We start from the raw sequence: 26071 nt of genomic DNA on the forward strand, positions 1-26071 counted from the left end.
TGGCCCAACAGTAGTACGCTTCGCCAACAAATCCGAGGGAGCAACGCCATGACCACTACGCCGACCTATCAGGTGCTCGTCGACGACATCAAGGCGCTCGGCATCGAGCATGTCTTTGGCCTGATGAGCGACGACACGGCGGTCTTCGCCACGGCGCTCGACAGCGCCGGCATTCGCTTCTACGGCGCGCGGCACGAGAACAACGCCATCGCGATGGCCGAAGGATACGCCTACCGCACCGGCGGTCTCGGTGTGGCGGTCATCGGACGCGGCCCCGCAACGGCGAACGGAATGCATGCCGCCACCTATGCCAGCCGCACCGGTTCGCGCGTGCTGATCATCTACGGCGAGGCGGCGGCGTCGACCGGCGTCGCCAACGGGCTCGGCCCCGACTACAAGGGTTTCAACGCCACCGGCGTGCTCGGCGCCGCCGGCATTCGCACCTTCGTCGCGACCAGCCCGACCACCGCCCGCGGCGCTCTGGCGGATGCCGTCGCCGCGGCGTTGCAGGGCGGAGCCGCAGCGTTGCTGCTGCCGGTCAACGTGCAACTGGCCGCGATGGATCTTGCTGACGGGGCGGTTCCTCCCGTGTCGAAGCGCCCGCCGCCGGTTCCGGCTGCACCGCGGTCGCAGGCGATCGACGCGGCCGTCGCCCTGGTGCGCCAGAGCCGCAAGCCGCTGATCGTCGCCGGCCTGGGCGCGCATCGCGCCGGCGCCAAGGAGGCGCTGGAGCAGCTGGCCGACCGGATCGGCGCGCTGCTGGTCACCTCGGCGCGCGGCAAGGACCTGTTCCGCGGGCATCCGTGCAATCTCGGCATCGTCGGCTCGTTCTCGCACTCCGCGGCACGCCGGATGATCGCCGAGGCCGATTGCGTCCTGGTGTTCGGCGCCGGCCTCAACCTTCTCACCATGAGCTTCGGCCATTCGCTACCCAAGGTGCCGCTCGTCCAGGTCGATGTCAGCCGCAGCAACATCGGCCGCTGGCATCCGGCCGACGTTGCCGTGGTCGGCGATGCGCGGCTCGCGGCGGAAGCGCTTCTGGCGGCGTTGCCCGCCGGCTCGAACGCCGAGCGGCCGTTCCGCTCCGAGGAGACGCTCAAGTTCCTCGCCGACTTCGACATCGCGCGCGACTTCCAGCCGGCCAACACCGCGCGCACGGTCGATCCGCGCTCGCTCGGCGTGGCGCTCGAGAAGCTGCTGCCGCAGAACCGCAACATCGTGTACGACGCCGGGAATTTCCTCGGCATCGTGCCCTATCTCTCGGTGCCGGGTCCGGGCCACTTCAAGCTGACCAGCGATTTCGCCTCGATCGGCTTGGGTTTCGGCACGGCGCTGGGCGTCGCCAAGGCGCGGCCGGCCGAGACCACGGTGCTGGTGATCGGCGACGGCGGTTTCCTGATGACGATGGGCGAGCTCGAGACGGTGGTGCGCGAGGACCTGCCGCTGGTTGTCGTGCTGATGAACGATTGCGCCTATGGCGCGGAGCTGCACTTCCTCAAGATGCGCGACCTGCCGGTGGCGAAGTCGGTCTTTCCGGACGTTGACTACGCGCCGATCGCCGAGGCCTTCGGCTTCCAGGCGGCGACCGTCCGCACGCTCGACGATCTCCAGAAGCTGGCGCCGATGCTGGCCAAGCCGGACGGGCCGGTGTTCCTCGACTGCAAGCTGAACGCCGCCGTCGCCGCTCCATTCATGAGCGAGTTCCACGAGTTCGAGACCCGCCAGCACTGAAAGTTCCTCCCTGCGCGCAGGGAGGAAAGCTGTTGCATCACTCGCAGGTGAAGACCGTGTAGTAGTTGATGCCGCGCATGCCGTCGACCGACTGGTTGTGGGGCCTGCCCTTGCAGGTTCGGTCCATGATGCGCTTGGCCACCTCGCGGGCGCGATCGCCTTCCAGCTCGAGGTCGGGGTTGACCACGATGGTCGCGCGATTGATCTCCAGGCGCCATTGGTTTGGGGCGATGTCGGTGGGGCGGAGGCGTACCTCGAACTGGCGGGCATCGACCCTGATCAGCTCGACCTGCGTGCCCGGCAGCGAGCCGACCTGGTAACAGCCGGCAAGGAGCAATAGCGCCGGCAGGGAAAACAGCGGGCGAGATGTCATGCCGCCGCATCCTCCCTGATCATCGCCGCGCCCTTCTCCCCGATCATGATCGTCGGCGCGTTGGTGTTGCCGGTCGTCAGCGTCGGCATCACCGAGGCGTCGATCACCCGCAGGCCCTGGATGCCGCGCACCCGCAGGCGCGAATCGACGACGGCGCGCGGGTCCTCGCCCATCTTGCACGTGCCGACCGGATGATAGAGCGTGTTGCCGAACTTGCGGGCGTAGGTGAGCAGGTCGGCATCGGTCTTGACGTCCGGACCGGGCGAGGTTTCGCCGATGCTGTGCTGGGCGAGTGCAGGGGCTGCGAACACGCGGCGGACATGGCGCGCACCGCCGAGCAGGGCCAGCTCGTCGGTGTGGGTGGTGAAATAGTTCGGCTTGATGTGTGGCCGGGCGAACGGATCGGCGGAGGCGGCCATGATGGTGCCGCGGCTGTCGGGCTTCACCACGCAGACCACGCAGCTCATCGACGGCTTGTCGTCGAGCTGCCCGAACTTCAGCGTGTTGGTGCTGCCCGGCGTGAACAGGAGCTGGAGGTCGGGCGAGGCAAGGCCCTCTCGGCTGTCGCAGAACAGTTGGGCCGTAGTTACGCCGAAGGTGAGCGCGCCCTTCCCCGTCAGGAAGAACTTGAAGATCTCCGGCACGACGCCCGGGAAGCGCGCCAGCTCGTTGACGCTGGTCGCGCCCTTCACGCGATGGACGAAGCGGACGACGTAGTGGTCGATCAGGTTCGAGCCGACGCCGGGCAGGTCGTGCACGACCGGAATGCCGAGCGACTGCAGGTGCGACGCCGGGCCGATGCCCGAGATCTGCAGGATGTGCGGCGAGTTCACCGCGCCGCCCGAGACGATCACCTCGCGGTTGGCCCTGACTGTCGTGGTGTTGCCGCCGCGGATGAATTCGACGCCGACGCAACGTTTGCCCTCGAAAAGCAGGCGCCCGCCCTGGGCGTTGGTCTCGACGCGGATGTTGGGCCGCTTCCGCGCCTCGCGCAGGTAGGTTTGCGCCGTGGAGCCGCGCCATTGGCCGCGCCGCGTCATCTGCGAGTAGCCGACACCGTAACGCTGCGTGCCGTTGAGGTCGGGATTGAACGGGAAGCCGGCCTGCTGCGCGGCTTCGACGAAGCGATGGGTGAGCGGCAGGATGGTGCGGTAATCCTCGACCTTGAGCGGGCCGCCCTGGCCGCGCACCTCGGGATCGCCCTTCTGCACGTAATGCTCCGACTTCATGAAGTAGGGCAGCACGTCGTCGTAGCTCCAGCCGCGGCAGCCCATCTGCGCCCAGCCGTCGAAATCGGCCGGCGCGCCACGGACATAGAGCATGCCGTTGATCGACGAGGAGCCTCCAAGCGTGCGGCCGCGCGGCCAGTCGATGCGGCGGTCGCCCGAGCCCTTCTCCGGCTCGGTCGTGTAGTTCCAGTTGACCAGCGGATTGCGCAGCAGCGAACGCATGCCGGCGGGAATGTGGATCATCGGATACCAGTCGCTTGGCCCGGCCTCGAGCAGGATCACCGAAGCGCCTGTCTCCGACAGCCGCGACGCCACGGTGCAGCCGGCCGATCCCGCACCGACGACGACATAATCCGCCTGCATCTCGTTCCCCTTCATGGTCTTCCGGACCGCGAGCATCCTGCTCGCTCATGAGCATGAGCGAGCAGGATGCTCACGGTCCGGAAGAGTCCGATCACAACGTCCCCGACCTCTTCTCCCTCGGCACGAAGTAGTCCGTGGGCGCGAGCTCGGGATCTTCCTGATTGAACATGTTCTCGACGTGCCGCGCCACGTCGGCCTTGAACAGGCTATGCGAAATTGCCTGCACCAGACGTGGCGAGCCGACATGGAGGCCGGGAATGTCGCCGGCCAGGGCGCCTTGGCTCAGGATGCTGCCCCAGTTGAAAAGGTGGATGTTGCCGAGCAACGGCGTGCGGCCAGGCTCCTTCTCCATCAGCTCGAAGCCGGGGCCGAGATAGGGATACTGCGCGGCTTCGGGATTGGCCTTCGTTTCCTCGGGCGAGCGCGCATCGCCCCAGAGCTTCACGTTGGCCGTGAAGGACGCGATCTCGGTGCGACGCGCGATGTCGACGTCGAAGCCGGTGCCGAAGAGCACCGCGTCGAACCGTTCGGTCGCCTTGGTCGTCTTCACCGTGACGCCGGTGTCGTCGACGATCACGTCGAGCCACGGCTCGGAGAAGTGAAAGGAAAAGCCGGGCAGCTTCTGCGCGCGCAGCACCGATTCGTGCGGCGGCGGCGAGCCGGCGGCCAGCAGGTAGGTGTAGATCCGCCAGCGCCAGTCATCGTCCAGCATGCCGTGGCCGCGCTGGAAGCCGGGGAAGGATAGGCCTTTCGATTTATTGACCTGCGGCAGGTGCGGTCGGCGGGCGTAGCAGATCGCCTCGCGCGCGCCAGCGTCGAGGGCGGTCGCGGCATTGTCGATCGCGGTGGCGAGGACGCCCAGCACGCCGATGCGTTTGCCGGCCAGCGGGGCGAAATCGATCTCCTCCAGCGTATGGAAGACCTTGCCGATGCGCTTCGGATTTTCGGGATCGAACGACGGAAAGCTCGGCCAACGGAAGCCGCCCGAGCCGTCCCGGCCGTTCGCCAGCACCAGCTTGCGGACATGAATGACCTCTCCGGTCGAGAGCGTCGCCTTCAGGAGATCGCCGGCGGGCTCGGTGGAGACGAGCGCGACGCCGTTCTCGACCGGCAGATCGACGACCTTCCGCACCCACAGGAGGTAATCCAGCCAGTCGAGCCGCAGCACCTTGTAGAGCTTCTCCCAGCCGTCGGTGCCGTGCTGGGCTTCGTACCAGGCGCGGAAGGTCAGGGAGGGCACGCCGAGATCGGGGCCGGTCAGGTGCTTGGGCGAACGCAGGATCGGCATGCGCGCCGTGGTGTTCCAGGGGCCTTCCTTGCGGTACGGATTGCGCTCGATCACCCGGATGTTGCGGATGCCCTCCCGGATCAAGTTCCAGCCTGCGGTCTGGCCACACATGCCGGCGCCGGCCACCAGCACGTCGAGCACCCGCTTGCCGTCCGGGCCGATGCGCTCGGGCACCCAGTTGGCCGGCGGGTAGTTCAGCCGAGCGAGATCGTGCCGCGCGATCCGCTCCGCAGCTTCCAAACCGGTTACGCCCTCGACAATATCGGCCATGCCATGCTTCTAGCAGGGCAACACCAAGGGAGAAATGCCATGCGCGGACGCCAGGTCCTGATGCAAACGCTCGTCAATCATGGCGTCGACCGCATCTTCGGCAATCCGGGCACGACCGAGAGCCCGCTGCTCGATTCGCTGCTCGACTACCCGAGCCTGCAGTACATCGTGCATCTGCATGAGGGCGTCGCGGTCGGTTCGGCCAATTTCTATGCCCAGGCGAGCGGCAAGACGGCCTTCGTGAACCTGCATGTCGCGCCCGGGCTGGGCAACGCGATCGGCATGATCTACGGCGCTCTCAAAGAGAATTCACCGATGGTCGTGACGGCGGGCCAGCAGGACACCCGCGCCCGGCTGCGCGATCCGGTGCTGGGCCACGACCTGGCAGCGATGGCCGCGCCGGTCACCAAGTGGAGCGTGCAGGTCGAGCGCGCCGACGAGCTCGGGCCGATCCTGCAGCGCGCCTTCAAGATCGCCAACGAGGCGCCGGCGGGTCCGGTATTCGTGGCTTTGCCGATCAACGTGATGGAGCAGGAGACCGACATCCCGCCGGGCAGGCCCGCGACGGTGTTCGACAGGAGCCGGCCCGATCCGGCCGGTATCGAGGCGATGGTGAAGCTCCTGCAGGCCGCGAAAAGCCCGGTCATCGTTGCCGGCGACGACGTCGCGCGCGCCGGTGCCGTAGAGACGCTGGTCAGCATCGCCGAAAAGCTGGGGGCCGGCGTATGGTTCGAAGGTTTGCGGGCGCGCAACTCCTTTCCGACCGATCATCCCGCCTATCGCGGCACGGTCGCCTTCGATGCAGTGGGCCTTGCGAAGAACTTCGCAAGCAACGACGCCGTGCTGCTGCTGGGCGGGCCGTTCTTCGAGGAAGTCTGGTACGCGGCCGGCTCGCCTTTTCCGGCGGGCTGCAAGGTCCTCCAGGTCGAAGCCGGTGCACGGCGGCTGGCCTACAACTTCGCGGTCGATGCCGGTGTGCTGGCGGAGATGGGGGCGGCGCTCGAGGCATTGGATGGGGCGCTGCCGAAGATCGCCGGAGCCGCCAAGCGCAACGACGCGCTGAAGGCGCAGAAGGAGGCTGACGACGCGGCGCAGAAGGCCCGCGTCGAGAAGGCCTGGGCCCGCACGCCGACCTCGATGGCGCGCTGCATGGCGGAGATCAGGGCGGGCTCGCCGAAGGACGTCGTCGTGGTCGACGAGACCATCACGGCCAATCTCGACCTGTTCAAGACCTTCACCTTCAACGGAGCGGACGATTATTTCAGCGGTCGCGGCGGCGGCATCGGCCAGGGCGTCGCTGGCGCGATCGGCGTGGCGGTGGCGCAAACCAAGCGGCCGATCCTCTGCCTCTCGGGTGACGGCTCATCGATGTATTCGATCCAGGCGCTCTGGACGGCGGCGCATCACGACCTGCCGATCGTGTTCGTGATCCTGGCCAACCGCGAATACCGCGTGCTGAAGCACAATATCGACGCGTACCGGACGCGCTTCGACGTGAAGAGCAACAAGCCCTACGCGCACATGGATTTGACCGGCCCGGTGCTGGGCTTCGTCGATCTCGCCAAGGGCATGGGAATCGCCGGCACCCATATCACCAAGGCAGACGACATCCAGGCCGCGGTCGCCGCCGCCTTCGCCTCCGGCAAGCCGCACCTGCTGGAGATCGAGATCGAAGGGAAGCGGTAGGTCATGCGCTGGGGCGCGCCACTCCAGTGGCGCGTCTTCTCATGAATCATGACGCGTCACTGGAGTGACGCGCCCCCAGCAAAGATCCTACTTCTGGAACGCCCTTACCCTGCTCTGCAGCGCCTTGGTCGCGCCGATCATCAGCGGCATGTCGTTGCCGGACAGGATGAGCTTCATGCCCTTGCCGATGTAGAGCTTGAGCAGCTCGTCGGAATAGGCGCCGCCCATGCCGGGCCACTTGCCGTGCTTGGCGCAGGCTGCGACGACCTTGTCGACGCTTTCCTGGATCTTGATATGGCCGCGGTCGCCGGGGATGCCGAGTTCCATGGAGAGATCACTCGAGCCGACCAGCAGGCAGTCGATTCCCGGCACGGCGGCGATCGCCTCGGCGTTTTCGACCGCCTTGGGCGTCTCGATCATCACCGTGACCAGCGTGTTCTCGTCGATCGCCTTGGTCATCTCGCCAAGCGGGGGCGGCGCGTAATCGAACTGCGCCTCGCTGCCGCCGACCGAGCGGTGGCCGCGCGGCGGGTAGCGCAGCTTGTCGGCGATCTCCTTGGCCTCCTCGGCAGTGTCGACGTGCGGGATCACGATGCCGAGGGCGCCGCCGTCGAGCACGCGCGTCGCCATGGTGAGCTGGCCGTAGGGCACGCGCACGATCGGCGCTACGCCGGAGTCCTGGGCCGCTACCGAGATCTCGCAGGCCGTCTCGATCGACATCGAGCCATGCTCGAGGTCGAGAAACAGCCAGTCGAAGCCGGCCGCCTTCATGATCTTGATGATATCGACATTGCGGACGAGGCGGATGCCGACGCCGAGCGCCAGCTCGCCCTTGCGCAGCCGTGCCTTGGCGGCGTTGATTGTCTGAGCCATGTCTCTCCCTCCGGGGTGGATTTTGCGCTAGGCTAGACGCCATGACATTCCATGTCGAACGGATCGACCATGTCGTGCTGCGCGTGCGCGACCTGCCTGCCATGGTGAAATTCTACGAGCAGGCGCTCGGCTTCAAGGTCGAGCGCACCCTGGAGCGACTAAGCCTCGTGCAAATGCGCGCCGGCGCGTCGATGCTTGACCTGATCCTCGGGGAGCGACCGCAGAGCGGTGGCAACATGGATCATCTCTGCTTTCGCATCGAGCCGTTCGATCGTGTGGCGATCGAAAGCAGACTTTCGCCGCTCGGCATTGCGATTGGCGAAACGCTCGAGCGCTATGGTGCGGAAGGGACCGGTTCCTCGGTCTATTTCAACGATCCCGAGGGAAATCAAATAGAGCTAAAGGGTCCGTCAAAGATGCCCGCGTCGCCTTGACGCTAGCCAGTTGCAGATGGTCTGCTGGCGTTACAATAAAAAAGAAGACCAATAGAGTTCAGCGTTCGCGTTCTGGGAGGAAAATCGATGCGTATGCGTTTGGCGATTCTGGCTGCGTCTTGTGCTGCCTTTGTGACGGCGGCGTCACCGGTTCTTGCTCAAAAGGCAGGCGGCACCCTGCGCATCTCACATCGCGACAATCCGCCGAGCGCCTCGATCCACGAGGAATCGACGATCTCGGTGAACCAGCCTTTCATGGCGGTGTTCAACAATCTCGTCTTCTTCGATCCGAAGGAGAAGGTGAACAGCCCTGACCACATCGTGCCGGAACTCGCCGAAAGCTGGTCCTACAATCCCGACCTGACGCAACTCACCTTCAAGCTGCGCCAGGGCGTGAAGTGGCACGACGGCAAGCCGTTCACCTCGGCCGACGTCAAGTGTACCTGGGATTCGCTGGCCGGCCACGCGGCGGAGGACAAGTCGCTCATCCGCAAGAACCCGCGCAAGCTCTGGTACTCCAACCTCAAGGAAGTGAAGACCAACGGCGACTTCGAGGTCACTTTCGTCCTGGGCCGGCCGCAGCCGTCGTTCCTGACGATGCTCGCCGGCGGCTACTCGCCGGTCTATTCCTGCCACGTGCCCGACCGCGTGATGCGGTCCAAGCCGATCGGCACCGGACCGTTCAAGGTGGTCGACTTCAAGCGCAACGAGTCGATCAAGCTGGTGAAAAATCCGGACTACTGGAAGAAGGGCAAGCCGTACCTCGACGCCATCGACTGGAAGATCGTGCCCAACCGCAGCACGCGCATGCTCGGCTTCCAGTCGGGCGAGTTCGACATGACGTTCGATTCGGACGTCACCTTCCCGTTGCTCAAGGACGTGAAGGCCAACAAGCCTGACGCCATCTGCGAGGCGCGCCCGACCAACGTCAGCTCGAACCTGCTGGTCAACCGCGACAAGGAGCCGTTCAACAACGCCGAGATCCGCCGCGCCATGGTCCTCGCGCTCGACAACAAGGCGTTCCACGACATCCTGAGCCAGGGGCATGACCTCGACGGCGCCGTCATGCTGCCGCCGCCGCAGGGATTCTGGGGCATGCCCAAGGAGATGCTGCCGAGCCTGCCGGGCCATTCGCCGGATATGGAGAAGAGCCGGGCGGAGGCGCGCGAGATCATGAAGAAGGCGGGCTACGGGCCCGACAAGCCGCTCAAGATCAAGGTCGCGACCCGGAACATCGCGATCTATCGCGATCCGGCGGTGATCCTGATCGACCAGCTCAAGCAGATCTACATCGACGGCGAGCTCGAGCCGATCGACACGACCGTCTGGTACACCAAGCTGGCGCGCGGCGACTACCAGGTCGGCATGAACCTGACCGGCGTCGGGATCGACGATCCGGATGTGAACTTCTATGAGAACTACTATTCGACCTCGGACCGCAACTACACGCGCTACAAGAACGAGAAGGTCGACAAGCTGATCGACACGCAGTCGGCGGAAGTCGATCGCGAGAAGCGCAAGAAGCTGGTCTGGGAAATCGAGAAGACCCTGGCCGACGACGTGGCGCGGCCGATCATCGGCTACAATGTCGCCAACACCTGCTGGGATCCCAAGGTGAAGGGCGTGCTGCTGCAGGTGAACAGCATCTACAACGGCTGGCGTTTCGAAGACATCTGGCTGGACAAATAAGATGAAGCTCTCGTGTCATCCCGAGCGCAGTGTGGGATCTACGGCGCTGCATGATCCTGGATCCCTCGCTTCGCCCGCGATGACACGGCTTACTGCATCAAGCACCTGCGGTTCAGAGCAGTAGGAGGGCCGCCATGGGGTCATATCTCGTCCGACGCTTCCTGCTGATGGTCCTGACCTTGTTCGGGATGTCGGTGCTGATCTTCGTCATGCTGAGGCTGGTTCCCGGAAACATCGCCGACATCCTGGTCGACGCCTCCGGTGCCGACCCCAAGGAGAAAGCCAAGATCGCACGCGATCTCGGCATCGACCGGCCGATCGCCGAGCAGTACGTGAGCTGGATCGGCGGCCTCAGCCGTGGCGACCTCGGCTTCGCCTATGTGTCGGAGCGGCCGGCGATCGAGGAGATCGCGCCGCGCATCCCGATCAGCGCCAAGCTCGCCGGCATGGCGGTGCTCATCTCCGTGCTGCTCGGTGTGCCGTTCGGCGTGATCAGCGCTGTGCGGCAGAACTCGGGACTCGACTATTTCCTGAGGGTCATAAGTCTGAGCGGGTTGTCGTTACCAAGCTTCTGGCTCGGCCTCCTTGTCCTGATGGCGTCCGTCCACTGGTTCGGCACCATCCCGATCTATGACAGCAATCCGCATGGCTTCCTGCAGGACGTCGCAATGCTCGGCTTGCCGGCCCTGGTGGTGGGCTTCCGAAGTTCGGCGCTGATCATGCGATTGACTCGCTCGTCGATGCTCGAGGTGCTGCGCCAGGACTATGTTCGCACGGCGCGGTCGAAGGGCGCCTCCAATGCCTCGGTCAACTACGACCATGCGCTGCGCAATGCGCTGCTGCCGGTCGTGACCATCATCGGCATCGAGGCGGCATTCCTGGTCGGCGGTCTGATCGTGACCGAAACGGTGTTCAACATACCGGGCGTAGCGCGGTTCCTGGTGGAGGCTATCCTATGGCGCGACTATCCGATCGTGCAGAACCTGGTGATGCTGATCGCCTTCGTGGTGGTCATGGTCAATTTCCTGGTCGACATGGCCTACATGGCCCTCGATCCCCGCATCAAGTTCGCGGAGTGACCCCATGGCCGTCATAAATCACGAGGCCGAGCTCGCTCGTGCCGGCGCCAATGTCACCGGTTGGCTGAGCCGCGTCATCTTCTTCACCCGGCGCTATCCGCTGGGCGCGGTCGGCGCGGTCATCGTCGCCCTCTTCGTCTTCACGGCAGTGTTCGCCGACATCATCGCGCCGACCGACCCGACGGCGACCAACGCCAAATACTCGCTCGCCGCGCCGAGCAGCCTGTTCTGGCTGGGCGCCGACTTCATGGGCCGCGACATGTACAGCCGCATCGTGCACGGCGCGCGGATCTCGCTCGCGGTCGGTGCCGGAGCCATGAGTTTGGGCGCCCTGATCGGGATCAGCATCGGACTGGCCAGCGGCTATCTCGGCGGCTGGTTCGACCTCATCGTGCAGCGCCTGCTCGATATCATGCAGGCCCTGCCGCTGCTGGTGATGGCGATCGTGATGGCGGCCTCGCTGGGACCGTCGCTGAAGAACACTATCATTGCCATCGCCATCCCGCTGGTGCCGACGGTCGCGCGCGTCGTGCGGTCCTCGACCTTGTCGTTGCGTGAGCAGCCTTTCATCGAGGCGGCCAAGGCGGTCGGCATGGGCGAGCTGCGCATCGCGGTGCGCCACGTGCTGCCCAACACGCTGGCGCCGCTGATCGTGCTGGCGACGGCGCAGCTCGGCTCGGCCATCCTGACCGAGGCGTCGTTGTCGTTCCTCGGTCTCGGCATCCCCGAGCCGCATCCGTCCTGGGGCCGCATGCTGTCGGAGTCGGCCGCCGAGTACGTGCGCACCGCGCCGTGGCTGGTGATCTTCCCCGGTGTCGCGATCAGCCTGACCGTGTTCGGCACCAACCTGCTAGGTGACGCCTTGCGTGATATTCTCGACCCGCGGCAGCGTTCATGACGGATTTGCTCGAAGTCGAAGACCTCGGCACCTGGTTCTATACGCGGCAAGGCATCGTCAAGGCGGTGGACGGCGTGAGCTTCAACGTGGCGTCGGGCGAGACGCTGGCCATCGTGGGCGAGTCGGGCTGCGGCAAGAGCATGACCGCGCTCTCGCTGATGCGCCTGATCCCCGACCCGCCCGGCCGCATCGTCTCGGGCACGATCAAGCTCGGCGGCAAGGACCTGCTGAAGCTCAGCCACGAGGAGATGCGCAAGGTCCGCGGCAACGAGATCTCGATGATCTTCCAGGAGCCGATGACCTCGCTCAATCCGGTGATGACCATCGGCAAGCAGATCAGCGAGGCGCTGATCCTGCACCGCGACATGGACAAAAAGGCGGCGTGGAAGCGTTCGGTCGAGATGCTCGACCTGGTGAAGATCCCCGAGCCTGTGCAGCGCGCGAAGGAATATCCGCACCAGCTTTCCGGCGGCATGCGCCAGCGCGCCATGATCGCCATGGCGCTGGCCTGCAATCCCAAGGTGCTGATCGCCGACGAGCCGACCACCGCGCTCGACGTCACCATCCAGGCCCAGATCCTCGAATTGATCGTCGAGCTTCAGCGTGAGTTCAGCGCCGCCGTGATCCTGATCACCCATGATCTCGGCGTGGTGGCCGAGACGGCACGGCGGGTGATCGTCATGTATGCCGGCCGCAAGGTCGAGGAAGCCACGGTCGGCGAGCTGTTCGCCCGTCCGCTGCATCCCTACACGGTGGGCCTGATGGCCTCGATCCCGCGGCTCGACCTGCTGCGCGGCGCCGACCGGGTCGAGACCGACCGATTGCAGGAGATTCCGGGCATCGTGCCGCCTCTGTTCGCGCTGCCCGAAGGCTGTGCCTTCGCGCCGCGCTGCCCGAAGGCGGACGATCATTGTCGCCGTGAGCGGCCTTCCTATGAACAGAAGCAGCCGGGCCATTGGGCCGCGTGCTGGCACCCCCATGGCTGAGCCCGTTCCCGTCCTCGAGGTCACCGGCCTCAAGAAGCACTTCCCGGTAAAGAAGGGCCTGCTGCGCCGCACGGTGGGGCACGTCTATGCCGTCGACGGCATCAGCTTCACCATCAACGAAGGCGAGACGCTCGGCCTGGTCGGCGAATCGGGCTGCGGCAAGTCGACCGCCGGCCGCGCCATCCTGCGCCTGATCGAGCCGACCGGCGGTGTCGTGAAGATGTTGGGCCAGGACATCGCCCCGCTCAGCAAGAAAGAGCTGCGGCCGTTCCGGCAGCAGATGCAGATCATCTTCCAGGATCCGTTCTCCTCCCTCAATCCGCGCATGACGGCGGGCGACATCGTCGGCGAGCCGCTCTACGTGCACGGGGTCAAGGGCAGCAAGGAACGCCAGGACCAGGTGGCTGCTCTGTTTGCGCGCGTCGGATTGCGGACGGCGCAGATGGCCAACTACCCGCATCAATTCTCAGGCGGCCAGCGGCAGCGCATCGGCATCGCCCGGGCGCTGGCGCTGGGGCCCAAGCTGATCGTGGGGGACGAGCCGGTCTCCGCTCTCGACGTCTCGATTCAGGCGCAGGTCATCAACCTCTTGCAGGACCTGCAGCGCGAGCGGCAGCTCAGCTACCTGTTCATCTCGCACAATCTCGCCGTGGTCGAGCATATCAGCCACCGCATTGCGGTGATGTATCTCGGCCGGATCGTCGAGTATGCCGACACCCGCTCGATCTTCGTCCGGCCGCAGCACCCCTATACCGAGGCGCTGCTCTCGGCCGTGCCGGTGCCCGACCCCGCGATCAAGCGCCAGAAGCGGGTGCTGCAGGGCGATGTGCCGAGCCCGGTCAATCCGCCCTCAGGCTGCCACTTCCACACCCGCTGCCCCTATGCGATCGCGCGCTGCAAGGTCGAGACGCCTTTGCTGCGCGAAATTGCACCCGGGCATCACGTTTCCTGTCATTTGCGCTAAGCCGCTTGCGCTAAGATGCCCTCGATCACCTCTCCCCCGCCAGGGGAGAGGAATATGAGGGAGGAATACGTGGCCGATTGGGATTACATCGTCGTAGGCGGCGGCTCGGCAGGCTGCGTGCTGGCCAACCGGCTGAGCGAGAATGCAAACGTCAAGGTGCTGCTGCTCGAGGCGGGGCCGCAGGACAAGTCGATGTGGATCGACATCCCCGCCGGCTTCACCAAGCTCCTGAACCACGACAAGTTCAACTGGAATTTCGAGATGGAGGCCGAGGACAACGTCGCCGGCCGGCGCATTCCCTGCCCGCGCGGCCGGGCGCTCGGCGGCTCCTCTTCGATCAATGGCATGCTCTACGTGCGCGGCCAACCGCTCGACTACGACACCTGGGGCCAGCTCGGCAATCGCGGCTGGTCCTACTCGTCGATTCTGCCCTATTTCAAGAAGTCGGAGCATTTCGAGGGCGACGGCGACGACAGCCGCGGCAAGGGCGGTCCGCTGAATGTCGCTCACATGAGCGAAGGCCATCCGCTCTGCGACGCCTTCATCGACGCGGCCGAGGCGACCGGCTTCCAGAGGAACAAGGACTACAACAACGGCAACCAGGAAGGCTTCGGCTACTACCAGGTGACGATGAAGAAGGGCAAACGCTGGTCGACGGCGCGCGCCTTCCTCGACCCGGCGCGCAGCCGGCCGAACCTCAAGATCGAGACCGACGCGCTGGTCCACAACATCATCCTCGACGGCAAGCGCGCGGTCGGCGTGGCCTACAGCGTGCACGGCCAGAAGCGCGAGGCGCGGGTCAATCGCGAGGTCATCGTATCGTGCGGCTCGGTGCAGTCGCCCGGCGTGCTGGAGCATTCCGGCATCGGCCAGCCCGAGCTGCTGAAGAAATACGGCATCGCGGTGAAGCACGAGCTGAAGGGCGTCGGCGAGAATTACGGCGACCACTTCGCGCCGCGCATGAACTGGCGGGTGAAGGACATGGTCACCCTGAACCAGTCGACGCGAGGCCTCAACCTCGTCCGCGAGGTGCTCAAGTATTACGCCACGGGCAAGGGCGCGCTCAGCCTGACGGCCGGCGTGGTCTATGGCTTCGTGCGCACGCGGCCGGGCCTCGAGGCGCCGGACATGCAGTTCCACATGGCGCACGCCAGCTACGACACGGCGCAGAAGCGCGAGCTGGAGAAGGAGCCCGGCATGACGGTCGTGATCGGTCAGTGCCGGCCGGACTCGCGCGGCTCGATCCACATCAAGTCGGCGACGCCGGGCACCGAGCCCGCGATCCGGCCGAACTTCCTGTCGGCCCAGACCGACCGCGAGGCCACCGTGGCGGGCATGCAGATCGCACGGAAGATCGTGCAGAATCCGAAGATCGCGCGCTACATCGCCTTCGAGAACAACCCGGGCGACAAGGTGCAGAGCTATGACGAGTGGCTCGACTTCGCTCGCCGCAACGGCCAGACGACCTACCACGTCATCGGCACTTGCAAGATGGGCAGCGATCCGATGGCCGTGGTCGACGACAGGCTGCGGGTCCATGGCATCGCCGGACTGCGCGTGATCGACGCCTCGATCATGCCGACCGTGCCGTCGGGCAATACCAACGCGCCGACGATCATGGTGGCCGAGAAGGGCGCCGACATGATCAAGGAAGACGCCAAGGCCGGGGTGAAGCTCGCGGCGTAGGGCGCGCGCCGCCCGCGAGGGCGCGAAGGAGGGACCGATGGCCGAGTGGGACTATATCATCGTCGGTGCCGGCTCGGCCGGCTGCGTTCTGGCCAACCGGCTGAGCGAGGATCCCAACACCAAGGTGCTGCTGCTCGAGGCGGGACCGGCCGACAAGTCGATGTGGATCGACATCCCGGCGGGCTTCACCAAGCTCTTCGATCACAAGACCTATAACTGGAACTTCGAGATGGAGGCGGAAGAGGGCATGGCCGGCCGGCGCATCCCCTGTCCGCGCGGCAAGACATTGGGCGGCTCGTCGTCGATCAACGGCATGGTCTATGTGCGCGGCCAGCCGCTCGACTACGACACCTGGAGGCAGCTCGGCAACCGCGGCTGGTCGTATGAGAACGTGCTGCCCTATTTCAAGAAGTCCGAGCACTTCTCGGGCAAGGGTGACGACAGCCGCGGCAAGGGCGGCCCCCTGCATGTCGGCGAGATGCACGAGCGCCACGTGCTGTGCGACGCCTTCCTCGAGGCGGCCGAACAGGCGGGCTATCCGCGAAACGCGGACTACAACAGCGGCATCCAGGACGGCTTCAACTACTTCCAGGTCACGATCAAGAACGGCAAGCGCTGGTCGGCGGCGCGCGCCTTCCTCGACCCGGCCCGGTCGCGGCCCAACCTCCGGATCGAGACCGAGGCGCTGACCGACAAGGTCCTGCTCGAAGGCAAGCGCGCGGTCGGCGTGGCCTATACTGCGCGCGGCCAGAAGCGCGAGGCGCGCGCCGGCCGCGAGGTCATCGTGTCGTGCGGCGCCGTGCAGTCGCCCGGCGTGCTGGAGCATTCGGGCATCGGCCAGCCCGAGCTGCTACGCAAGCACGGCATCGCGGTGAATCACGAGCTGAAGGGTGTCGGCGAGAACTATGGCGATCACTTCGCACCGCGGGTCAAATACCGCATCAACCAGCCGATCAGCCTGAACGAGCAGACGCGCGGGCTGCAGCTCCTGAAGGCGATCGCCCAGTACTACACCACGCGCTCGGGCGTGCTCACCTACAACGCCGGCATGGTGTGCGGCTTCGTACGAACCCGCCCCGGCCTCGAGACGCCCGACATGCAGATGCACGTGCTGCCGGCCAGCTACGAGGTCGCCAAGAGGCGGATGCTGGAGAACGAGCCCGGCTTTACCGTGATCCTCGGCCAGTGCCGGCCCGAGTCGCGCGGCACGATCCACATCAAGTCGGCGACGCCGGGAGCCGAACCGGCGATCCGGCCGAACTTCCTGTCAGCCCGGATCGACCGCGATGCCGCGGTGGCGGGGATGCAGATGGCCCGCGCGATCATGCAGCAGCCGGCGATCGCCAAGTACGTCGCCTTCGAGACCGGACCGGGCGAGAAGGTGCAGGGCTATGACGAGTGGATCGACTATGCCCGCCGCACCGGCCAGACGACCTTCCACGTCGTCGGCACCTGCAAGATGGGCAGCGATCCGATGGCGGTAGTCGACGACCGCCTGCGGGTGCACGGCATCGCCGGCCTGCGCGTGATCGACGCCTCGATCATGCCGACCGTTCCGTCGGGCAACACCAACGCGCCGACGATCATGATCGCCGAGAAGGGCGCCGATATGATCAAGGAAGACGCCAAGTCAGGCGTGAAGCTCGCCGCTTAGAGGAATACCTTCTGTCCGCTGGGAGCGCGGCTCTCCAGAGCCGCTCTTTCTTCCGATGAACCCAATCGCATGAGCGGCTCTGGAGAGCCGCGCTCCCAGCTTTCTCGACGCGATGAACGAACGTCACAGGCAATAGGAGGAAGTCAATGAACGCCGATGCCAAGAAAGCCGTCCTGCGGATGATTCCCTACGGGATCTACGTGCTCACTGCCGATGACGGAAAGGGCAATGTCGCCGCCGCCACGGTGAACTGGGTGACCCAGACGGCCTTCGCGCCGCCGCTGGTCGTGGTTGGCGTGAAGACCGACTCGGGCGCCTACAAGGTGCTCAAGGACGCCGGGACCTTCGCCCTCAACATGCTGGGCAAGGAGCACAAGGGACTCGCCTTCACCTTCTTCAAGCCGGCCGCCGTCGCCGACGGCAAGATCAGCGGGCAGGCCTACCGCAAGGGCACGACCGGTGCGCCGTTGCTCGACGTGGCACCCGGCGCGGTCGAATGCAAGGTTACCTCGATCGTCGAGCAGGGCGACCATCACATCGTGGTCGGCGAGGTGATCGAGGCACATCAAGCCAAGCCGTTCACTGGCCGCCCGGACGCCGCGATCCTCGAGATGAAGGAACTCGGCGACAACGTCTTCTACGGCGGATAGCCCTCGTCGGGCCTAGAGCTCGATGTCGGCCCAGATTGCGGCGTGATCCGACGCCGCTTCGGCGGCCTTCGTCACTTCCGGATAATGCGGGAACAGCGTGCCGTTGACGCCGCCCCAAACGCCCCGCCGTTCGACGCCGGCGCTCTTGATGTTCGCGAACAGCGCCGGCGACAGCAGGATGTAGTCGATCTTGTTGCCGGCGGTTCCATTGGCGTAGGTGCCGGGACGGCCGTCGTCGTTGAAATTGGCGTGCTTGCTCACGTCTTTGAGGTCGGTGCCGTCGATCAGCGGTGCGAGCGGCTTGCTGTCCGGCGTGTCGTTGAGATCGCCCAGCACCGCGACCAGCTCTTGTGTCTGCCGGAGCTTATCGTAGATCGCCTTGACCCTTGCTGCCTGGCGCCGGCGCTTTTCGTTGGAGTCCGCCGCGGTACCGTAGCCCTTGCTTTTGAAATGGTTGACCAGCACGTGAACCGGCGTGCCGTGTGGCGTGGCGATCTCGAACTGCGCGCAGTCGCGGCTGAAGATCCGGCCGGTGTCGTCCATGTCGTCGACATGGCTGTTGATCGACAGGATGTCGTAGCCGTCGCGGGTCAGGATCGCGACGTCGATGCCGCGGTCGTCATTGCCGTCGATCAGCATGGCATGGGCGTAGGGCCTGCCGCCCAGCACCTTGCCGATCACGTTCTGAGAGAAGCGCAGCAGGGCGGGGCGGCTCTCCGCCTCGATGACGCCCAGGATATCGGCGTCGACGTCGTTGATGACGCGGGCGGTATTGACCGTCGCCACCTCGTTCACCTCCTCGCGCTTCAGCTCGACAAAGCCGATCCAGTCGCCGCGGCCATTGGCCACCACCTCGATGCCGCCCGACCGGGGCCGCTTCAGCAGATGCCCGCGGTTCTGGCGCAGTAGGGCGTACGGGCCACCGTCGTCCTTCTTGTCGAGCTTGAGTTCCTTGAGGAGCGCAATGATGCGTTTCTTGTCGGCGGCGCTGTAGGCCGTCTTGCTCAGGATGGCGTTGAGTGTTGCATGCGCCTGCAGGGCGGCTTTGCCGGCGGCCTGGCCCTGCTGGTTCATGACGACCGGCCGCATGAACAGGTTCTCGAGATTGTAGCTGGCGACCTTCATGACTGCCTCCGTCTCCTGCGGTCATGCAGAAGAACAAAGGCTGCGCCTCGCAACCAGGAGGCGCAAGTGTCATATCAGTGCAACAGTCCGACAGCCGCACTCGTGCCGCCGGCCGCTTCGGTTTAGCCGCCGAGCAGCGCCGGCGCCGCGGCGACTTCCTTGCGCTCGACCTTCTTCACGATCTCGGTGAGCTTGGTGTGGGTCGGCGCGGGCACGCCGATATAGGCGCCGCGCTCGGCGATGTAGCCGTTCATGAACTCGATCTCGGTGCGGCGGCCCTTGCGGATGTCCTGGGCCATCGACGGGCGCTGGATGTCGGCGCGCGGGTTGGGGTTGGTGTTGGAGCCGGGCCGCAGGATCGCCTCGACCTCGTCGAGCGCGGTCTTGTCGCCCTCGCTCGCCTTGGCCAGTTGCTCGGGCTCGAACTTGCCGATCTTCTCGATGTGGTAGCCAAGCGCCTGGCCGACCCGCACCGCCTCGCCGCCGAGCTTGATCGAGAAGCGGCGGATCGCGTCGTTGCGGTCGCAGTCCGCGCCGGTGAGGCCGGTCGCCGCCGAGACGCCGTTCTTCATGCCGTTCTGGCAGAGCTTCGACCAGCGCTCGCCCCAGAGATTGGTCGTGGTCTTGGCCGAATCGATACGGCCCACCATGTCGCGCAGCTCCTCGACCCGCTTGGTGATGCGGCCATGGACCTCGCCGACGCGGAACACGGTGTGCTTGTCTCCACCCTTGGCGACGGTGCGGCGGATGGTGGCCGGCTCGTACATGTCGACCGAGATCAGCGAGGCGATCATGCCCACCGTCTTGCCCCAGCCGACCTGGTTGGCGATGCGCTCCTCGTTCAGGCAGTTCTGCAGCGACACCACGAAGCCGTCCGGCGCCAGGTATTGCTTGATCAGTGCCGTCGCCCATTCGGTGTCGTAGGACTTCATCGACACGAAGGCGATGTCGATCGGCTTCTGGCGCGACAGCGCTTCCATCTCGGTGAGATGCATGGTCTTGGCGTTCTTGACCGTGACCTTCTCCTCCGGCGTGACGCCGTCGAGCGAGAGGCCCCTGCTGCGGATGGTCTCGATGTTCTCCGGCCAGAAGTCGATCAGCGTGACGTCCTCGCCGGTATGGGCGAGCCATCCGCCGACATATCCACCCAGCGCGCCGACACCGACGACTGCAATGCGCTTGCCCATCTCGCTCTCCTATTGTTTGTTCCGTTCCCGGTGTCATCCCGAGCGCAGCGAGGGATCTATGCTACGGCGCATGGATCCCTCGCTGCGCTCGGGATGACACGATTCTACGCTGCCGGCAGCCCGGCGAGGAAAGCCTCGACTGCCTGATTGAAAAGGGCGGGCTGGTGCAGGTTGGCTGCGTGGCCCGCGTCGGGGATGACCACCTTGGTCGATCCCTTGATCTTGGCCGCCATGTAATCGGTGGCGGCGAGGAAGTTGGTGTCATTGGCGCCGACCAGCACCAGCGTCGGCACGGTGATCCTGTCGAGCGACTGGATCACCCGGTCGTTCTCCTGCGCGAGCATGCCGCGCGCCGAGCCGGCGAGGCCGGTGGCGTCGCGATGGCGGGTCAGCCTGACCTCGTCCGAGGAATTGAGCGCGGTGAGGCCGCGCGCATCGAAGTCGGCGGCGCGCTGATGCGCCGTCTCGTTCCATTTCGCGCGCGCCTCGTCCTTCTTGAAGCCCGGGCCGGTGTCGAACAGCATCAGCGCCCGCACCCTGTCGGGATGACTGGCGTTGAAGGCGAGCGACATGTAGCCGCCGAGCGACAGGCCGGCGACGATCGCCTTCTTTGCGCCCACCAGGTCGAGCAGCGCCAGCATGTCACCGACCGTCAGCGCCTCGGAATATTGCGCGCCATCCTTTGGATAGTCCGACTCGCCGTGGCCGCGGAAGTCCCAGACGACGACCTGATAGCGGTCCTTGAGCGCCGCGACCTGGTCGTCCCACATGCGCGACGTCGAGCTGTAGCCGTGGCTCAGCAGGATGGTCGGCCCGCTTCCGTGGACCTCGTAGTGGATCGCGACGCCGTTGCGGTCGAGCTTGGCCATCAGGGATTCACGCGACTCTCGTTGCGTGCCTTCTCGAGAAACTTGTCGGCATCCTCCTGCAGCAGCAGGCGGTCCTTCTTCAGCGTGTCCACCGCTTCCTGCACCTTGGCGACATAGTCGGCGCGGTTCTTGTAGCGCTGGGCGATCTTGGCGGCCGGGAAGGCGAAGTAGCTGCCGTCGCGGTCGGCGATCTCACCCGCCGGATACGGCGCCTTGTATTCGTTCCAGCCGGTATAGGCAGCCAGCGGCACGGCGATGTCGGGCAGGCGGATGCCGGCCACTTCGTTGCCGTCCGGATCGACCCTGCTCACCATCGTGCGGTATGCGCGTTCCGGAGCCTTGGGCTTCACCCAGTCGCCAGCCGGTGCCACCTGGTTGGTCATCTTCACGATCGCCGCGCCTTCGATCGCCGGAAAGCCGGTCTTGTCGGGGTCGACCAGTGTGCCGTCGCTCAGCGTCGGTACACGGCTGGGGGGCGGGGCCTTGCCGGATACCACCCACTCGTCGAGCGCCACAAGCAGCGCGCGCACCGCGGGCATCGGATTGTGTGGGTTGCGCGGATTGACGTTGGGACCTGCGTCGGTGGTTGCCCCGGCACGGCCGCCATGCTGCGTGCCGGCAATCATGTAGACGCGGCTGTTATCCGGCAGCGCCACGTCCCTTGTACCGAGCGGATCGGTGGTCAGCAGGGACGCGCCTTTTTGCCAATACTCGGTCGAGGTGTTGGTCTCGATCAGCAGCGGATCGCTGCCGTCGCCGCGCAGCACCGAGCCCTTCTGCTTGGTCAGCGGATCCTCGAGCGTCGCGGTCGAGAAGGGGAACCAGCTCTCGGGGAAGGTGTGGTCCTCGTGCTGGGTGTTGGTGCGCGCCGGCTGGCTGAACGGCATGTCGAAGAACAGCCGCCCGACGCCCGCGATGTGGCTGTGGATGCCGTCGAAGACCTTGCGGCCCTGCTCGTCGCGATTGAAGCCGGCCGTGATGTGATGGCGGAGATAGCGTCCTGCCTGCGAGAAGCCGATGGCCAGCGCATGGCTGACCGGGCGGCCGGTGACCTCGATCGCCTTGGGATCGTGCTTCAGCCAGCTCACGAAATCGCGCGTGGCGGCGAAGCCCAGACCCTGCACCTTCGGGTTCCTGGCCTCGTAGGTGAATTCATAGAGGAAGCCCGGTTTGGCCTTGTCCTTGAGCTTGATCGACTTGCCGTCGACGAAGGCCCACTGGTCGGCAGGCACCGGTTGCGGAGGATCCGACGCGCGTCCGCGCACCGTCAGCATCGCGCTGCCTTGGTCCTGTGAGGCCGCCTCGTAGCTGAGCTTGAAGCTTTCCAGCGCGCCGCCGCGCGTGCCGGACACCCACTCCTCGCGCACCGTCTGGACGATCGGCTTGCCGTTGTCGGTCGCGACCGGTGCGGTCAGCCCGAGCCCCTTGTTGGCGCGCGGTGCATCGGGATCCCAGCCGGACCAGACGATCGTCCAGCCCCTGCGCATCGGAAAACCGTTGCCGACATCCGCCATCGTCTTGGGATCGTTCACGCCCTGCGGCCCGTCGGCGATATTGCCGAACAGCATCTTGCGCCCGCGATTGTTCACTTCGTACAGGAGGCGGCCATTGCCTTTCGCGGGGTCCTTGGGCCGCAGGACGAAGATGTCGGTGATGTACTCGACCCTGCCGCGCTCGTTGCGCGGCGCCTTGTCAATCAACGCGATGCCCTTGTTGCCGGGCGCGTTGGGATCGACCTCGCCCTTCGCGACGCCGATCACGCGCTCGTAGGCGCCGGTCGCACCGAACGGGGCGCTGTCGGCCAGCGGCTCGATGGTCTGGATTTCGACGGAAACAATCACGCTGTCATCCTCTTAGAGTTCCTCCCCCGCCCGCGGGGGAGGGACGAAAGCTACGCCGGCGGGAAGTTCAGCTCCACGCCGACGCCGTCGGGATCGTAGAGGAAGATCTGCGCTGCGCCGGTGCGCGGCACGATCTGCTCGCGGAACTTGACGTTCTTCGACTGAAGACGCTTGCGCACGCCGTCGATGTCGGTGGCGGCGAATGCGATATGGTCGAAGCGGCCGGTGTCGTCGAACTTCTTCTCGTTGCCGCGCACGACGATGCCCTCACGCGGCTTGCGCTCTCCCAGCAGATGCACCGTCGGGATCCCGCCGGAATAGAGCCAGTAGCCCGGGAAACCGAGCGGCGGACGGTCGCCGTTCTCGAGGCCCAGCACGTCGCAATAGAAGTCCTTTGTGGCTTCGAGGTCGGATGGCTCGATCGTGAAATGCTGCAGAACGCCAAGCGGCATGGTTTGCTCCCTTAGACCCACGTTAGATCGGTCTCGGCGCCCATCATCCAGGCGCCGACGGTCTCGAAATGGCTGAGCCGGCCCTGCAGTTGCTGGGTCACGGTATGGATGTCGCGAAAGCGCCGTTCCAGCGGATGGCCGCCGAAGATCGCCGTCGCACCGGCGGCATTGTAGGCGAAATCGACCGCTTCGCGCGCTTTGTGGATGGCATTGGTCGAGGCGCCGCGAATGACGATACGGTCCTGCATGGCAAGCTCTTCGCCGGCCGATATCCGCTTCCAGATTCCGGCGAGCGACTGCAGCAGATAGGCACGCGCCGACCGCACGCCGATCTCGGCCTGGGCGAGGTTGGTCTGGACGACGGCGCTGTCGCGGATCGGGCTCTTGCCGCCGCGCACGACCTTGGTCCTGGCCATATCGACGAAGCTGTCCAAGGCCCCTCGGGCAGTGCCGAGGGCCACCCCGGCAAAGCCTGTCTCGTAGCAGGTCATCGCCGACATGCGATAGAGCGGTCCGGACTCGCGGCGTTCCTTCTCCGGCTGGGAGTAGTCGCGCGACATCGAATGGTCGTGGGGCACGAAGTGGTCGGTGAGAGCGAACTGGTCGGACGCCGTGCCGCGGAGGCCGACCGTGTCCCAGATATCGGTCCACTGCACGTCGCCGCTGCGGACCAGCATGGTGCGCTCGGCCGGTTTTCCGTTCTCATCGAGCTTCCGCGTGCCATCGGGCAGGAAGATCGGGCAGTGCGCGCCGAGCCAGGTGGCATGCCGGCCGCCCGAGGCGAAGGCCCATACGCCGGTGACTTTGTAGCCGCCCTCGCATTCGACGGCTTTCACCTTCGGTCCGGGGCCCCACGCCAGCACCGCACGCGGGTCGTCGCCGAAGATCTCCTGCGCCACCGGCAAGGAGAGATAGGCCGCCGACATGGCGCAGCCGCCGGCCTGGCTCAGGCACCAGCCGGTCGAGGCATCGGCGCTCGCGATGGTTTCGATCACGTGGAAGAAGGTGATCGGATCGGTTTCGATACCGTTGGAGGAGCGCGGCATGAGCAGGCGGAAGAGCCTTTGCTCATGCAGCCGGTCGAGGAGATCGGTCGGCAGCCGCCGCGTCTCCTCGATGATGCTTGCGGCCGCCTCGATGGTCGGGCGGACCGATTGGGCTCGCGCGATCACGGCTGGATCGCCGGCAAGATCGGCGGCGGTCATGATCAACGTGTCCAAGGTGTCCTCCCTCGTTCAGCGGGCGGCGGCGCCGGCAAGCAGTTCCTTGTCGATCTGGTCGATCGACTTCCCTTTGGTCTCGATGCCGATGAAATAATAGACCAACCCGGCCATCAGGAACCAGCATCCGAGATAGAGGAAGGCGGTCGGGATCTGCGGCAACGGAACGTCGGGCTTGAGGTAGTTGCCGGAGCCGACGATGAGGGCGAGCCCGACCGGGCCGATGATCTTGCCGATGCCGCCGAAGCCGTAGGCCGAGCCCATGCCCGTGGTGCGCAAATGCGACGGCCAGACTTCCGCGGCGTACGGGCCGACGATGGCGAAACCGCCGTCGGCGAAGAACATTGTCGCCGCCAGGATCAGCCAGAAGGCCGAAACGCCGAACCACATGGCGTCGTAGTTGTAGCCTGCCACGATCGTGAGGATGCCGGCGCCGAAGCCCAGCAGCCCACCTGCGTGGCGGCGTCCGATCGCGTCCGACAGCCAGGAGAAGGAGAGCCGGCCAATGAAGCCGGTCACCGTCAGCAGGATGAACATCTTGGAGGCTTCCTGCGGAGTGACATGCAGGAGCAGCACGAACAGCGAAGGCGCCCACAGGTTGATGCCGTAGGAGCCGGTCTGGGCGCCGGCATTGCCGAGCCACGAGACCAGCAAGCTGCGCGGATACTTGAACAGCTCGAAAAACGATGGTGTTGCGGGGCGAGGGTTGGTCGTCGTGTCGGGCAGCGGCAGGCTGCCGGGGCTGACCTGCAGAGCCCAGGCAAGCGACTTGCGGGCTTCCTCGTAACGGCCCTGGCGCACCAGCCACCAGGGCGATTCGGGCACCCAGAGGCGGACCAGCAGCACCAGCAGCGATGGGGCCAGGCCGATCAGGAAGAGAAGGCGCCATTCGGTCGGACCCATGAAGGCGCCGAGCACCGCTCCCATGCCCACGCCGAGCGGGATCACGCAGGTTACAAGACCACCGACCCAGCCGCGCTTGCTGCTCGGCATGAATTCCTGCACCAGAGGAAGATCGACGCAATAGAGGCCGCCGACGCCGAAGCCGACGAAGAAGCGCATGACGGTGAGGTAGATCCAGCCATTGTCCGGCGTGAAGTAGAGCAGGCCGGTGGCGATCGAAAAGTTCAGCACAGTGCCGATGAACACCTTGCGGCGGCCGACCTTGTCGGCAAGCCAGCCCCAGATGTAGGCGCCCAGGATGGCCCCGACGCCCGACGACATCAGCACGATGGCGGACTGGCCGAAGGTGAGCTTCCATGGCCCGATCAGGAAGGCGAGCACGAAGCCGATCAGAAAGTAGTCGAAGAATTCCAGTGCGTCGCCGATGATCGCGGCGGCGAGAATCTTCTTCTGGTTGCCGGTCAGACGAGTCTGCCGGTCTAGTACCTCGAACATGGCTTTTCCCCCGAAGCGCTTATTCTTGTTTCCGGCTGGCCCGTCGCGCGTTCGAGCCACCAGTGTTAGAACGCTACGCCTTCGACGGGGAGAGCGGAAGACTGCTCGATTTGCTCGTCGAAATGC

At 65.6% G+C, this 26071-nt stretch carries 22 protein-coding genes; 11 read left to right on the forward strand and 11 right to left on the reverse strand.

The features are described from left to right. Positions 1–48: 48 nt before the first annotated feature. Positions 49–1731: a thiamine pyrophosphate-binding protein gene (locus ACQY8M_RS09040; protein ID WP_428671014.1), complete on the forward strand. Its 1683-nt coding sequence runs from the start codon at positions 49–51 to the stop codon at positions 1729–1731. Between the two features lie 37 nt (positions 1732–1768). Here the strand turns inward: ACQY8M_RS09040 and ACQY8M_RS09045 are convergent, their stop codons facing one another. The 3 genes from ACQY8M_RS09045 to ACQY8M_RS09055 all read right to left on the reverse strand — a co-directional run bounded on the left by ACQY8M_RS09045 (position 1769) and on the right by ACQY8M_RS09055 (position 5254). Beyond that, positions 1769–2104 (reverse strand): hypothetical protein, encoded by a 336-nt coding sequence (locus ACQY8M_RS09045; RefSeq protein WP_428671016.1) that lies wholly within the window; start codon positions 2102–2104, stop codon positions 1769–1771. Beyond that, positions 2101–3711 (reverse strand): GMC family oxidoreductase, encoded by a 1611-nt coding sequence (locus tag ACQY8M_RS09050; protein WP_428671018.1) that lies wholly within the window; start codon positions 3709–3711, stop codon positions 2101–2103. The genes ACQY8M_RS09045 and ACQY8M_RS09050 overlap by 4 nt, the downstream gene beginning before the upstream one ends. Positions 3712–3787: 76 nt before the next feature. Next, positions 3788–5254, reverse strand: coding sequence for an FAD/NAD(P)-binding protein (locus tag ACQY8M_RS09055; protein ID WP_428671020.1), 1467 nt, complete (start codon positions 5252–5254; stop codon positions 3788–3790). A gap of 39 nt (positions 5255–5293) precedes the next feature. On the opposite strand from ACQY8M_RS09055, the gene ACQY8M_RS09060 reads away from it, so the two are divergent. Further along, complete coding sequence (locus tag ACQY8M_RS09060; RefSeq protein ID WP_428671022.1) at positions 5294–6940, forward strand: thiamine pyrophosphate-binding protein; 1647 nt, start codon at positions 5294–5296, stop codon at positions 6938–6940. An 87-nt stretch (positions 6941–7027) separates the two neighbouring features. On the opposite strand, the gene ACQY8M_RS09065 is transcribed toward ACQY8M_RS09060, so the two are convergent. After that, positions 7028–7813, reverse strand: coding sequence for an HpcH/HpaI aldolase family protein (locus tag ACQY8M_RS09065; protein WP_428671024.1), 786 nt, complete (start codon positions 7811–7813; stop codon positions 7028–7030). A 74-nt stretch (positions 7814–7887) separates the two neighbouring features. Here ACQY8M_RS09065 and ACQY8M_RS09070 point away from each other — a divergent pair, with 74 nt between their 5' ends. From ACQY8M_RS09070 to ACQY8M_RS09110, 9 genes are all read left to right on the forward strand, one after another. Continuing rightward, positions 7888–8247 (forward strand): VOC family protein, encoded by a 360-nt coding sequence (locus ACQY8M_RS09070; RefSeq protein ID WP_428671026.1) that lies wholly within the window; start codon positions 7888–7890, stop codon positions 8245–8247. Positions 8248–8334: 87 nt separating this feature from the next. Next, positions 8335–9936: an ABC transporter substrate-binding protein gene (locus ACQY8M_RS09075; protein ID WP_428671028.1), complete on the forward strand. Its 1602-nt coding sequence runs from the start codon at positions 8335–8337 to the stop codon at positions 9934–9936. 134 nt (positions 9937–10070) lie between these two features. Continuing rightward, the gene (locus ACQY8M_RS09080) at positions 10071–11015 is read left to right on the forward strand and encodes an ABC transporter permease (RefSeq protein WP_428671030.1); all 945 of its coding nucleotides are present in this window, start codon (positions 10071–10073) and stop codon (positions 11013–11015) included. 4 nt (positions 11016–11019) lie between these two features. Continuing rightward, positions 11020–11913: an ABC transporter permease gene (locus ACQY8M_RS09085; protein ID WP_428671032.1), complete on the forward strand. Its 894-nt coding sequence runs from the start codon at positions 11020–11022 to the stop codon at positions 11911–11913. Next, positions 11910–12899: an ABC transporter ATP-binding protein gene (locus ACQY8M_RS09090; RefSeq protein ID WP_428671034.1), complete on the forward strand. Its 990-nt coding sequence runs from the start codon at positions 11910–11912 to the stop codon at positions 12897–12899. The genes ACQY8M_RS09085 and ACQY8M_RS09090 overlap by 4 nt, the downstream gene beginning before the upstream one ends. Further along, entirely contained in the window at positions 12892–13863 is a 972-nt protein-coding gene (locus tag ACQY8M_RS09095; protein ID WP_428671036.1) for an ABC transporter ATP-binding protein, read from the forward strand. The genes ACQY8M_RS09090 and ACQY8M_RS09095 overlap by 8 nt, the downstream gene beginning before the upstream one ends. 54 nt (positions 13864–13917) lie before the next feature. Further along, complete coding sequence (locus ACQY8M_RS09100) at positions 13918–15549, forward strand: GMC family oxidoreductase (RefSeq protein ID WP_428671038.1); 1632 nt, start codon at positions 13918–13920, stop codon at positions 15547–15549. Positions 15550–15586: 37 nt separating this feature from the next. Beyond that, positions 15587–17203 (forward strand): GMC family oxidoreductase, encoded by a 1617-nt coding sequence (locus tag ACQY8M_RS09105; protein WP_428671040.1) that lies wholly within the window; start codon positions 15587–15589, stop codon positions 17201–17203. Positions 17204–17349: 146 nt separating this feature from the next. Then, positions 17350–17853, forward strand: coding sequence for a flavin reductase family protein (locus ACQY8M_RS09110; RefSeq protein WP_428671042.1), 504 nt, complete (start codon positions 17350–17352; stop codon positions 17851–17853). 12 nt (positions 17854–17865) lie between these two features. On the opposite strand, the gene ACQY8M_RS09115 is transcribed toward ACQY8M_RS09110, so the two are convergent. The 7 genes from ACQY8M_RS09115 to ACQY8M_RS09145 form a co-directional block, all read right to left on the reverse strand. Continuing rightward, positions 17866–18978 carry an endonuclease/exonuclease/phosphatase family protein gene (locus ACQY8M_RS09115; RefSeq protein ID WP_428671044.1) on the reverse strand — a complete coding sequence of 371 codons (1113 nt, stop codon included), beginning with the start codon at positions 18976–18978 and terminating at the stop codon, positions 17866–17868. 122 nt (positions 18979–19100) lie between these two features. Beyond that, on the reverse strand, positions 19101–20165 hold the full coding sequence (locus tag ACQY8M_RS09120) for a ketopantoate reductase family protein (protein ID WP_428671046.1): 1065 nt from the start codon (positions 20163–20165) through the stop codon (positions 19101–19103). A 104-nt stretch (positions 20166–20269) separates the two neighbouring features. Then, positions 20270–21034: an alpha/beta fold hydrolase gene (locus tag ACQY8M_RS09125; RefSeq protein WP_428671048.1), complete on the reverse strand. Its 765-nt coding sequence runs from the start codon at positions 21032–21034 to the stop codon at positions 20270–20272. Continuing rightward, positions 21034–22875 carry an alpha/beta hydrolase domain-containing protein gene (locus ACQY8M_RS09130; protein ID WP_428671050.1) on the reverse strand — a complete coding sequence of 614 codons (1842 nt, stop codon included), beginning with the start codon at positions 22873–22875 and terminating at the stop codon, positions 21034–21036. Before ACQY8M_RS09130 ends, ACQY8M_RS09125 begins: the two co-directional genes overlap by 1 nt. 50 nt (positions 22876–22925) lie before the next feature. Beyond that, complete coding sequence (locus tag ACQY8M_RS09135) at positions 22926–23327, reverse strand: VOC family protein (protein ID WP_428671052.1); 402 nt, start codon at positions 23325–23327, stop codon at positions 22926–22928. Positions 23328–23338: 11 nt separating this feature from the next. Next, positions 23339–24547 (reverse strand): acyl-CoA dehydrogenase family protein, encoded by a 1209-nt coding sequence (locus ACQY8M_RS09140; RefSeq protein WP_428671054.1) that lies wholly within the window; start codon positions 24545–24547, stop codon positions 23339–23341. Positions 24548–24562: 15 nt separating this feature from the next. Then, positions 24563–25945: an MFS transporter gene (locus ACQY8M_RS09145; RefSeq protein ID WP_428671056.1), complete on the reverse strand. Its 1383-nt coding sequence runs from the start codon at positions 25943–25945 to the stop codon at positions 24563–24565. Positions 25946–26071: the final 126 nt, after the last annotated feature.

It is taken from the genome of Reyranella sp. (genome assembly GCF_965279465.1).
GTDB lineage: Bacteria > Pseudomonadota > Alphaproteobacteria > Reyranellales > Reyranellaceae > Reyranella.